The organism is Flavobacterium sp. NRK F10, assembly GCF_024054235.1.
Taxonomy (GTDB): Bacteria; Bacteroidota; Bacteroidia; order Flavobacteriales; family Flavobacteriaceae; genus Flavobacterium; species Flavobacterium sediminis.
The window spans coordinates 3,201,563-3,213,198 of record NZ_JAMXLC010000001.1; the positions used below are offsets into that span (position 1 = coordinate 3,201,563).

Sequence of the window (11,636 nt, forward strand, 5' to 3'; positions counted from 1 at the left end):
AATGAAAAAGAGACAATTACTAATATTAAGCTCCTGCTTAACTCTACTTTTTAGTTGTAATCAAAAAAAGGAAGTAAAAGAAGAAACTACAGTAACAGAAACTACTGAAGTTGCTCAACCAAAAACCTATGCTGAAATTTCAGTAAAAGAAGGTGGAAAATGGAACGATCGTAAGTACGAAGGCGGAACTTTCGTCAATAAAGATTCTATAAATCTTCCAGCTGAACATACCGATCACTCTTGGTATATTCGTTATGAAGGTCCAGGTTGGGAAAGTAATAAAATAGGATACCGTTTGTATTTAGACTGGAGAAATGCAATCGATATTTACGGTAAGAAAACAGATAGTATTGTTTTACCACAAGTAGGACAAGATGGTTTCGAATCGTATCATCACATGAGCGACTGGGGAATGGATATTCTTAAAGTGAAAAAAGGTTTAGGAATTGGTTCTATTGGTCGTTGGGTAGATAAAGAAGTCTTGCATTTTAACAACGTAGAAGCAACAATGGCAAAAGTTGAAAATAATGAGAATAATTCTGTTATTCACGTTAATTACAAAGGTTGGGAAACGGCTGGTAAAAAAACAGATTTATCAAGTACGTTGACAATCTTCCCTGATGACAGATATACGAAACACACTATCCAAACATCGGAAGCTTTAGAAGGTATTTGTACAGGAATTGTAAAACTAGAAAATACCACAAAACACGTAAAAACAAGTACTACTAAAAAATGGGCTTATATGGCAACGTATGGTGTTCAAACTTTGGTTCCTGATCATCTTGGGATGGCTATTTTTTATCCTATAGATGCTGTGGCTAAAACTTTTGATTGGGAACAAGATCATTTAATTGAATTTAAACCAACAACGGAAGCAATTTCGTTTTATTTCTTAGGTGCTTGGGAAAAAGAGAAAGACGGGATCAAAACAGAAGCTGATTTTATTGCTTACTTAGATCAATTATTAGAAAGATTAGATAAAGAAAATACATTAGATAAATAATGAAAAATAAAGTATTTGCTTTATTCTTTGTAGCTGTAGCTTTAATTAGTTGTAAGAAAGAAGAGAAAGCACCAGAAACGGAAAAAACGCCTTTAGTAGTTTCTGATACCTTGAAATGGTCAGAACGTTTGGCACAAACCTTAATACATCAGTATCCGGAAGCTTATCAAATTGATGATAGAACATCTCCTAAATGGGATTATGTTCATGGCTTGGTAATGACCTCTTTCGAAAAATTATACCAAAAAACACATAAAAAAGAGTATTTTGATTATGTAAAAGGATATGCCGATGCAACAATTAATGAAGATGGAAGTATTGTTGGTTACCAAATGGAAAAATACAACATCGACATGATTGAAGCCGGAAATAGCTTATTCTTTTTGTATAACCAAACGAAAGACGAACGCTATTTAAAAGCCATGCAATTGCTACGCGAACAGCTTAAAAATCATCCGCGAACAACGGAAGGCGGTTTTTGGCATAAAAAAGTATATCCGAATCAAATGTGGTTAGACGGTTTATTTATGGGTTCTCCGTTTTATGCACAATATACCGCAACTTTTGAGGAAGGTGCCGCTTTAGATGATGTTGCCAAACAATTTGAATTAATTCAGAAACATTTACTTGATCCAAAAACCAATTTGTTATACCACGGTTGGGACGAAAGTAAAGAAATGGAATGGGCGAACAAAGAAACGGGAACTTCTCCTAATTTCTGGTCGCGTTCTTTAGGTTGGTACGCAATGGCTTTGGTTGATGCTTTAGATTATTTCCCTGAAAATCATCCGAAAAGAGCTGAACTAGTGCACTATTTGAATCAATTGGCTGAAGCTTTGGTAAAATTTCAAGATAAAACCGGACTTTGGTATCAAGTTACCGATCAAGGTGCTAGAGAAGGAAATTATCTAGAAGGTTCTGGTAGTTCTATGTTTGCTTATGCTTTGGCAAAAGGTGCAAACAAAGGCTATTTACCAAGCACTTACAAAGATGTCGCTAATAAAGCTTTTGACGGATTAATCAACAATTTGGTTAAAGTAAGTCCGGAAGGTTATGTAACCATTACACAAATTTGTGCTGTTGCCGGTTTAGGCGGAAAAGAAAAACGTGATGGTTCTTACGAATATTACATCAACGAAAAGAAAAAAGATAACGATCCTAAAGCAACAGGTCCATTCATTATGGCCGCTTTAGAACTGAATAAATAATTGCATTTTGAAAAAAATCAGTCTTTTTATATTGACATTTTTCACTTTATGGCTGAGCGCGCAAACACAAAGTATGAAGTGGAAAAATGTCATTTTTAAAAGTGAATCCGCTTGGTTTGGAACGAAAGAAGCTTCTGAAATTGCAGATCAAGTGGTTTTATACCAAAGAAATAGTGGCGGTTGGCCCAAAAATATCGAAATGCATCATGCCTTGACTAATGATGATAAAAAGAAATTGGAACAACTAAAAACGGAAAACAAAGGTTCTACTATTGATAATGGAGCTACCACTCAGGAATTGATTTTTTTACACAAAGTATATGCTCATTTTCCGAAGGAAAGCTATAAAAAAGCCATCATTTCGGGGTTAAATTATTTGTTGGAAGCTCAATATCAAAACGGAGGTTGGCCTCAATTTTATCCGTTACAAAAAGGCTATTACACGCATATAACGTACAATGATGACGCCATGGTAAACGTGTTGAAGTTTCTTCAAGATATTACCAATCATAAAGATCAATATGCTTTTCTAACGGAAACTCATTTTCAAAACATACAAACGGCTTTCGATAAGGGAATCAACTGTATTTTGGCCACGCAGTACAAACAAAACGGACTTTTAACGGCTTGGTGTGCACAACATGACGAAAATACGTTGGAACCCGCAAAAGCTCGTGCTTACGAATTACCATCGTTAAGTGGATACGAATCGGCTAATATTGTTTTGCTTTTAATGAGTTTAGAAAATCCTTCTTACGAAGTAATTAATGCGGTGAATCATGCGGTATATTGGTTTCAAAATACCCAATTGCCAAAAACTAAATTTGAAGCTGTTTACGCGGAAGACGGATCGTTAAAAGATAAAATTGTAGTGCAAACCAAAGAAGTAAATCCCATTTGGGCACGCTTCATGGATTTGCAAACCAATGCACCTTTTTTCTGTGGTAGAGATGGTGTTAAAAAAGATTCCTTATCCCAAATTGATTGGGAAAGAAGAACAGGTTATGCTTGGTATACCAATCTTCCAGAAAAGGTTTTAGTAAAATATGATAATTGGTTAAAAAACAAAGTCTTAAATACAAAAGAAAAAGGTAAAAACCAATTTCAAAAAGTAGTCGCTCAAGATGGTTCTGGCGATTATAAAAGTATTCAAGATGCCATTGATGATTCGCCTTCATTTCCGTATGAGCGAGTGACTATTTTGATTAAAAATGGAGTGTACAAAGAGAAAATTAAAGTGTATGAATGGAATCCGAACATCACTTTGGTAGGGGAAAGTCGTGAACAAACGATTATTTATTTTGACGATTATTTCGATAAGATCAATTTAGGTCGAAACAGCACTTTTCATTCGTATACGATGTTAGTTGAAGCAGACGATACAGTGCTAAAAAACTTGACAATTGCTAATACTTCAGGGGAAGTTGGTCAAGCCATTGCTTTATCAGTTACTTCAAATCGCGTAAAAGTTGTGAATTGCAATCTTTTGGGCAACCAAGATACACTATATGCTTCAGGTAACGGAAATCAATTGTATTCAAATTGTTATATTGAAGGTACTACCGATTTTATTTTTGGAAACGCAACCGCTTTATTTGAAAACTGCGAAATTCACAGTAAAAGCAACTCGTTTGTAACAGCTGCTTCAACGGATAAAGACGCAAAATTTGGGTTTGTTTTCCAAAATTGTAAACTTACAGCCGATGAAAATTTGCATAAAGTATATTTGGGAAGACCTTGGCGCATTTACGCTAAAACGGTTTTTATGAATTGTACTTTGGGTAGTCACATTTTACCGGAAGGTTGGAACAATTGGTCAAAACCTGATGCAGAAAAGGAGTCTTTTTATGCGGAATATCAAAATTCTGGACCAGGAAGCGATTTGAAAAATAGAGTAGAGTGGGCGCACCAATTATCAGCTAAAGAAGCAAAAAAATATACGAAAGAAACGATATTTTCGGAATCAAAAAGTATCAATAAACCTTGGTTTCAAATAGATTAAAAGAATAGAAATGAAAGTTTTAAAAATCATTATAGCGTCAGTTTTACTGTTGGTAGCCTGCAATAAAAAGCAAGAAGAGGCTCTGGCAACCATTACTATTCATACTATTGGTGATTCTACAATGGCCAATAAGAAAAATCCTGAGGTTAATCCGGAACACGGTTGGGGACAAGTGTTACCATCCTTTTTCAATGCCAATGTTACGATTAAGAATCATGCGGTAAACGGAAGAAGTACACGAAGTTTCATCAACGAGAAACGTTGGGATTCTGTGTATAACCAATTGCAAAAAGGAGATTACGTTTTTATTCAATTTGGTCACAACGATCAAAAAGAGAATGATCCCAAGCGTTATACCAATCCGTACACGGCGTATCGAAACAATTTAATTCAATTTGTACAAGAAGCCAGAAGTAAAGAAGCTATTCCGGTTTTGTTAACGTCAATTGTGAGACGAAATTTTAACGAAAACGGAACTTTGGTAGACACGCACGGTGCTTATCCGTTGGTCGTTCGTTTGGTGGCACAAGAATACAATGTTCCTTTGGTTGATGCTCAGTATCTAACAGAACAGTTAGAAGAGTCATATGGGGTTGAACAGTCTAAAAAGTTACATCTTCATTTTTTGCCGGGTGAAATTTCGTATTATCCGGAAGGAAAAGACGATAATACGCATTTGTCTAAATTAGGCGCGACAGAAGTTGCGAAACGTATCGTTAAAGAATTAGGTCAAAAAGTTCCGGCTTTACAAGATTTCATTACCAAAGAAAATGAATAAAATTTTGAAAAATATGGTATTGCTATTTTGTTTGGTTTTAACCAATGGATTAACAGCGCAAGTAACCGAAGTAGCGTTATGGGAAGGAAAAATTCCGAATGCTATTTCTAATTCAAAATATACTGAAATTCAAACGATTAAAGATTCTGTTTTAGTAAAAGTGAGTCAGGTTGTAAAACCTACACTAACGATTTTTAAACCTAAAAGTCCAAACGGAACGGCTGTAATTATTTGTCCGGGTGGTGGTTACGCTCATTTGTCCATAGATAAAGAAGGCTATAAAGTTGCCAAATGGTTGAATACACTAAGCATTACAGCTATTGTTTTAAAATACCGATTACCTTCTGATGCAATTATGAAAGATAAAACCATTGGTCCTTTGCAAGATGCTCAAGAAGCTATGCGTTATGCAAGACGTCATGCGAAAGAATTAAATATTCAAGAAGATAAAATAGGAATTTTAGGTTTCTCGGCGGGTGGACATTTGGCTTCTACCTTGGCTACACATTATAGGGATATGGTGTATAATATAACAGATTCGGTGAGTGCTAAACCTGATTTTTCGATTTTGATTTATCCTGTAATTTCAATGGAAGAGGGGATTACACACCAAGGTTCCAGAAATAATTTGTTAGGGTGTTCGCCATCCATAGATACTGTTGAATACTTTTCAAATGAAAAAAACACCGATACATCAACACCAATAACTTTTATAGTTCATGCTACTGACGATAAAGCGGTTCCTGTTGAGAATAGTATCAATTATTATAGGAAACTTAAAGCAAACCATGTTTCAGTTGAGCTACACCTTTATGAAAAAGGCGGACATGGTTTCGGTTTAGGAAAAGTTGCTACCAGTTTGTTTTGGACTAAGCAATGTGAAATTTGGCTTCAAACAAACAATTTTAAAGAATAAAAATTTTGCTATTAACTGTAATCGATTACAATTAATTACTTGATCTACTGCTACTAACCATTTAATTAAATTTTAAATGGTTATGAACTTTATTCTTTTAATTCAGTGGTTTCCGAGAGGAAAAATACCTTAAGTATGGTTGTCTCATTTGAAATGATCTGTAATCTATAATTCAGTTATAGGTTCAAAAACTATTTTATACAACCAAAACTTTTAAACCAATACTATGAAAAATATTTTTTCATTTATGCTTGTATTTCTTTTTTCAAGCATAACAGCATTTGCTACAGATTACTATGTAGCACCAAATGGCAATGACTCTAATTCAGGTACGATCAGTAGTCCCTTTGCAACATTGAACCAAGCTTTAAGTGTAGTCTCACCCGGAGATTATATTTATTTAAGAGGTGGTATATACACTATGGCATCTTCTCCTATAGTTATAACAACTAACGGTACGTCTTCAGCGAATATCCATGTTTATGCTTATGCAAGTGAAATACCTGTTCTAAGCTTTAACGATACAGAAAGTAGTTCAAATAGGGGAATAGTCCTTGATGGTGACTATTGGCACTGGAAAGGGATTACCATTGAAAAAGCCGGAGATAACGGAATGTTGTTATCCGGTAATAACAATACTATTGAGAATTGTATCTTTAGAAAGAACCATGATACAGGTCTGCAATTAAGCCGATATAGTAGTTCGGCTACCACTATCAGTCAGTGGCCATCTAATAATTTGGTTTTAGGCTGCGAATCGTATGATAATAAAGATAGTACAAATGAAAATGCAGATGGTTTTGCTGCCAAATTAACTGTCGGAACAGGTAATATTTTCAGAAATTGTGTATCCCACCATAATATTGATGACGGTTGGGATTTATACAGTAAAACAGACACAGGAGCCATAGGTGTTGTTACTATTGAGAATTGTATTGCACATCATAATGGTAGTCTTACAGATGGTGTTACTTCCGGAGGAGGAGATAAAAACGGTTATAAATTAGGCTCTTCGGCTCATCAGGTTAATCATATAGTGCGTCGCTGTATTGCTTTTCAAAACGGAAAACACGGTTTTACGGATAATGGAAATATCGGTAGCATTGAATTTACAAACAATACTTCATACGATAACGACGGCTATAATTGGCATACCAGAGATGGTGCAACTCATATATTCAAGAACAATGTATCATTCGAAAATTCTACCAACGACCGTTTAAGAGGAGATACATCAGCACCTAATTCATTTGTAGGAGCTACAGGAGGTTTTACGGTAAACAGTTCTGACTTTGTTACATTGTCTATGGGATCTAATGCACATCCAACATCTAACGGCTTTCTTAATCTACAATCAGGAAGTGATTTAATAGATGCCGGTGTTACAAGTTCCGGGATAACATATAACGGAAGTAGTCCGGATTTAGGAGCAATAGAATCAGGAGCAAGTTCAGGAGGCGGAACGGCAGAAATCATTTTAACGGCAAGTGCCGGAAATAGTTTAGTAAACTTAAATTGGACAATTAACAATTTAACAGTTACCGGATTAGAAGTATATAGAGATACAGATTCAGACCCGAGCGGAAGAACACGAATTGCTCAGGTTAGTACAAGTACCCGTTCATATACTGATAACTCTGCGACTGCGGGTACGACTTATTATTATTGGATCAAAGCAAATGCGAGTATTAATTCAAATGCTGCTTCAGCTACACCTAGCGGGAGTTCGGGAGGAGGGACAACTTCCGGAAACAGAATAGAAGACAATGACTCCAGAACGATATCGTATGATGGCTCTCTGAAAGCCTATTCTAACGCAGATAATGGTAATGCTATTAATCTGGCTAATTCAGCCGGAAAGCAAATTGTTTGGAATTATGCACCTGCCAGTTCCGGGACATACCAGTTAACGTTGAGATATACCCGAAAAAGCACTATGAATTCTTCGGTATTCATCGCTGTAAATAATGGTTCTAATCAAACTTTAACGTTACCGGAAACGTCATCATCAGCCTTTGCTACTGTTTCTATGTCGGTTACTTTAAACAGTGGTACTAATGTTATTCAATTGACAACTAATTCTGACGGAGAAAGTGCTGATATTGACTGGATCGAATTCGGTTCTTCAACTTCAAAGTTTGACGATACCAAAACAGTTAAGGAATCTGTTTCATTAGTAAGCCTTTATCCGAACCCTTCTCAAAGTGTATTAAATATTGAGATACCTGAAACAAAAAATTATAATAGTCTAAGTATCGTTAATATGTCAGGAGTAGAAGTGTTGAAAAGGAATAATATAACAACACACAATACAATAAACATAGATTCTTTAGCAAAAGGAACCTATATTTTAAAATTAGCTTCCGAAAGTACGAGCGAAACAAAAATATTTATCAAAGAATAAAGTGATTATATAAACCCGATGCAACTGCATCGGGTTTATTTTTAGATTATAAAATACAGCATTTAGGCTGTTGTCTACAATTATTATTACCTTTTTTACAGTGCAGTTTCTTTTAATAGAGGAAATTTAACATAGATTACAGAAAAAATATATCAAGTGTTAAAATTTCAATTTTTCTCACAACATTTAGTAAAAAAAAATATATTTACTCCATAAATATAAAAGTACCCGAAAGAGTACCAGCGATCATATACAGAATGAAATGGCAGATCGGTTAACACAACCGATGTGCTTTGTACAGTTTAAGAATACTGTATACTACTAGGGTAAGTTTCGGGTGATTTATACCATTTAAACTTAATAGTAACAATTAAAACATGTTTTTATGACATTAAAGAAATTCTCGCTATTTGCCCTCTTTAGCGCTTTAATTCTTTCTTTTGTCCATTGTGAGTACGATGACCATGAGAAGAAAATTACAGCCTTAAATACTTCTAACGGATTAGTCGTCAGAAAGATCTCTTATGATGAAGCTTTTAAAAATAAAAGCGTAAGCGACAAATTCTCAAGAATTGAACTGTTTAAGCACAATGCTGCTTTAAATAGTAAAATAATACACGATACCATTTATGACTTTACGATCAATACAGATTTTGCTGTTTTCATAGACGACGGTTTGTCACAGACCTATACTTTTCCGATTATTCGTGACAGCCAAAATTACACTTCTGAAAATTTAGTGATTAAGATCGATTCTGTAAGCACAGTAGCTATATTGGTAGATTATGGCGTTCCCATAGATTCCATGAAAAACATGTCATTAAGCGAAGTACAGCAACTTAATGAAAGATTCTATTTACTCGATTTAGATCCGGCACTTTATACCAATCCGGATGCTAAAATGGAAGCGCCTCATTACGAATATGTTTGTACAGATAACTATGTGTGGGGTGTTGTTGAATACCATGAAGGAGACTTAACGGGAGGTCCTTTATATGAATACGGCTGGATCTACCAAGGAGCCAGTTGTACCATGGTTTATGTCGAGGGCGGGGGAGGTACCGGAGATTCGGGAACTACAACGACGACAAATACTGACGATTCTACTTATTCCGGTAGTAACGGAGGTAGTGGTTCCGTCAATACTTCACCTATATCAGGAAGTCCGCCTTTGGTAGATAAAAATTGCACCAAAATAAATAATTTATTAGGGTTGCCGGAAATTCAGACTGAAATTTCAAATATGAGCAATAAAACTGCTGATTCAACGGAGTGGGGCAGGTATAAATTAACAGGAAGCGTAGTGCAGACACCTCCTTCCACTGCTGCCGGAGAAGTGAGTTTCCCTGCAACACAAGGTTCTCAAAAATACATTATGATGGCTCATACTCATAATAGTCCGGCTAATTCAACGTATTCTATTTTCTCTTGGAATGATTTAGTAGGTATTGCCGGAATGATAAGAAACGATATGGTAGACAATAGCCAGTTTGTTGCCTTTTTAGCCACAGCAGATGGGACTTACTATGCACTCACAATAGAAAATCCTTCAGCTTTTACAAAATTTTTTGCTACAGCATCTGATGCAGAATTTGATATTGAAATAGGCAAAAAGAGAGCTAGAGAAATGAACATTTATTATGACCCAGCTAAAAAAGGAAACCCTGTAATAAAAGAAAATAACACAAATAATTTAGCAGATGAAAAGGCTTTTTTACAGTTTATACAGAACAATAACCTGGGAGCAACCTTATACGAAGCAAATTCAAATTTTACTAACTTTGAAATTGTAGAATACAATGACCGAACAAAAAACATTGATAAAACACCGTGTTTATAAAATTAAATAGCATGAAAAATACAATCCTTATATTATGCGCTTTATTCTTTATCAGTTGTAAAGCACAAACAGTTGTTAATATTAACACTTTAAATCAGGGAGACAACAACAACAAATATTTTAAAGATATTGACAACAATTATCAAAATTTTGTGGGAACCTGGGAGAATACTACTGATAATATTACTTTTAGATTAATTATTTGGAAAGAAGATAATATCTTATATAGCAACAATTTTTATGTGGATGAGTTACACGCAAGGTATTTAATTTTTTCAACTAATGAGGATGGCTTAATTCAACTTTTATATGATTCTATTAGATACTTCCCACAAAATAACTACACATCTAATAATATTATGATTGCTTTTGCTCTCAATGGCATTGCTTTTAGTGGGGCATTTACTGATACCAATGCAAATAATGGCACTGGTGTTTTAGAAGGTAGTTTTGGTTTTGAGATCATTAATATAGGAAATACACCTTTACAGGCACACTGGCAACTGGAAAGTAATCTGACAAAAATTGAAAACTATGATACGTTTGTGGTTCCTACAGATTGTATTTTAACAAAAGTGGATTAATGAAAAATACAATCCTTATACTATGCGCTTTATTCTTTATCAGTTGTAAAGCACAAACAGTTGTTAATATCACTACTTATAATCAAGGCGAGAATAACAATAAATATTTTAAAGATATCGATAATAATTACCAGAACTTTGTGGGGATCTGGGAAAATACAAGTAATAACATTACTTTCAGATTGATATTATGGAAAGAAACACATATGCCATTATTAAATGAATACAATAGTTATGTTGATGAAATTTATGGTAAATATTTAATCATTCAGGATGCCGGGACTCCAAATGAACAGATCCTTTACAATTCCGTTAAGTATTTTCCGCAAAGTGGGCAAACATCTACTACTGTAATGTATGCAATGGCTTATAATAATATTAGTTTCGGGAGTACTTTTATAGATTTCAATGCTAATAACGGTACCGGTGTACTGTATGGTAGTTTCGGTTTTGAGATCATCAATTTAGGAAGTACACCTTTACAGGCACACTGGCAACTGGAAAGCGATCTGACAAAAATTGAAAACTATGATACGTTTGTAGTTCCTACGGATTGTATTTTAACAAAAGTGGATTAATCTAAGGATTTTTATTAGACCATTTACAGAGTTAAAGTTAACCCTTATTAAGCAATAATTCATCAAAACACTATCAGTATCTTAATTTTATGAAAAGATATATTTTAATATTCGTTTTTTTTATTTCAACTTATAGTTTTAGCCAGACTCCTGTAATTGACTTACTGAACAATGATGGTTTTTCTACAGCTAATGCTTATTATAAAGATGTAAACAACTTATTGGATCCTTTTGAAGGAACTTATATTTATTCTGACATTACTACTAATACCAGTTTTAAAGTAGTGTTGGTAAAAAAAACATTGCAGTTTAACGGACGT

The 11,636-nt window shown here is 34.6% G+C and carries 10 protein-coding genes; all 10 read left to right on the forward strand.

Annotation, left to right across the window (positions count from 1 at the left end):
• The first annotated feature begins 1 nt into the window (after position 1).
• Positions 2 to 1,006, forward strand: coding sequence for a DUF4861 family protein (locus NHF50_RS14600; RefSeq protein WP_252777128.1), 1,005 nt, complete (start codon positions 2 to 4; stop codon positions 1,004 to 1,006).
• Entirely contained in the window at positions 1,006 to 2,214 is a 1,209-nt protein-coding gene (locus NHF50_RS14605) for a glycoside hydrolase family 105 protein (RefSeq protein ID WP_252777129.1), read from the forward strand. Before NHF50_RS14600 ends, NHF50_RS14605 begins: the two co-directional genes overlap by 1 nt.
• A 73-nt stretch (positions 2,215 to 2,287) precedes the next feature.
• Positions 2,288 to 4,216 (forward strand): pectate lyase, encoded by a 1,929-nt coding sequence (gene pelA / locus NHF50_RS14610; RefSeq protein WP_252777130.1) that lies wholly within the window; start codon positions 2,288 to 2,290, stop codon positions 4,214 to 4,216.
• A 10-nt stretch (positions 4,217 to 4,226) separates the two neighbouring features.
• Positions 4,227 to 4,994, forward strand: a complete 768-nt coding sequence (locus NHF50_RS14615) for a rhamnogalacturonan acetylesterase (protein ID WP_252777132.1) — start codon at positions 4,227 to 4,229, stop codon at positions 4,992 to 4,994.
• Positions 4,987 to 5,910: an alpha/beta hydrolase gene (locus tag NHF50_RS14620; RefSeq protein WP_252777133.1), complete on the forward strand. Its 924-nt coding sequence runs from the start codon at positions 4,987 to 4,989 to the stop codon at positions 5,908 to 5,910. The genes NHF50_RS14615 and NHF50_RS14620 overlap by 8 nt, the downstream gene beginning before the upstream one ends.
• 226 nt (positions 5,911 to 6,136) lie before the next feature.
• The gene (locus NHF50_RS14625) at positions 6,137 to 8,314 is read left to right on the forward strand and encodes a T9SS type A sorting domain-containing protein (protein WP_252777134.1); all 2,178 of its coding nucleotides are present in this window, start codon (positions 6,137 to 6,139) and stop codon (positions 8,312 to 8,314) included.
• A gap of 385 nt (positions 8,315 to 8,699) precedes the next feature.
• On the forward strand, positions 8,700 to 10,154 hold the full coding sequence (locus NHF50_RS14630; RefSeq protein ID WP_252777135.1) for a hypothetical protein: 1,455 nt from the start codon (positions 8,700 to 8,702) through the stop codon (positions 10,152 to 10,154).
• Between the two features lie 11 nt (positions 10,155 to 10,165).
• Positions 10,166 to 10,738: a DUF6705 family protein gene (locus NHF50_RS14635; protein ID WP_252777136.1), complete on the forward strand. Its 573-nt coding sequence runs from the start codon at positions 10,166 to 10,168 to the stop codon at positions 10,736 to 10,738.
• Positions 10,738 to 11,316: a DUF6705 family protein gene (locus NHF50_RS14640; protein WP_252777137.1), complete on the forward strand. Its 579-nt coding sequence runs from the start codon at positions 10,738 to 10,740 to the stop codon at positions 11,314 to 11,316. Before NHF50_RS14635 ends, NHF50_RS14640 begins: the two co-directional genes overlap by 1 nt.
• 89 nt (positions 11,317 to 11,405) lie before the next feature.
• Positions 11,406 to 11,636, forward strand: a 231-nt coding sequence (locus tag NHF50_RS14645) for a DUF6705 family protein (RefSeq protein WP_374672839.1), incomplete at its 3' end; no start/stop codon positions are given.

What these genes read in the sequence shown, in the direction of transcription:
- NHF50_RS14605 (WP_252777129.1), top strand. Translation starts at nt 1,006, where the DNA reads ATGAAAAATAAAGTATTTGCTTTATTCTTTGTAGCTGTAGCTTTAATT.
- NHF50_RS14600 (WP_252777128.1), top strand. Translation starts at nt 2, where the DNA reads ATGAAAAAGAGACAATTACTAATATTAAGCTCCTGCTTAACTCTACTT.
- NHF50_RS14635 (WP_252777136.1), top strand. Translation starts at nt 10,166, where the DNA reads ATGAAAAATACAATCCTTATATTATGCGCTTTATTCTTTATCAGTTGT.
- NHF50_RS14630 (WP_252777135.1), top strand. Translation starts at nt 8,700, where the DNA reads ATGACATTAAAGAAATTCTCGCTATTTGCCCTCTTTAGCGCTTTAATT.
- pelA (WP_252777130.1), top strand. Translation starts at nt 2,288, where the DNA reads ATGAAGTGGAAAAATGTCATTTTTAAAAGTGAATCCGCTTGGTTTGGA.
- NHF50_RS14615 (WP_252777132.1), top strand. Translation starts at nt 4,227, where the DNA reads ATGAAAGTTTTAAAAATCATTATAGCGTCAGTTTTACTGTTGGTAGCC.
- NHF50_RS14620 (WP_252777133.1), top strand. Translation starts at nt 4,987, where the DNA reads ATGAATAAAATTTTGAAAAATATGGTATTGCTATTTTGTTTGGTTTTA.
- NHF50_RS14640 (WP_252777137.1), top strand. Translation starts at nt 10,738, where the DNA reads ATGAAAAATACAATCCTTATACTATGCGCTTTATTCTTTATCAGTTGT.
- NHF50_RS14625 (WP_252777134.1), top strand. Translation starts at nt 6,137, where the DNA reads ATGAAAAATATTTTTTCATTTATGCTTGTATTTCTTTTTTCAAGCATA.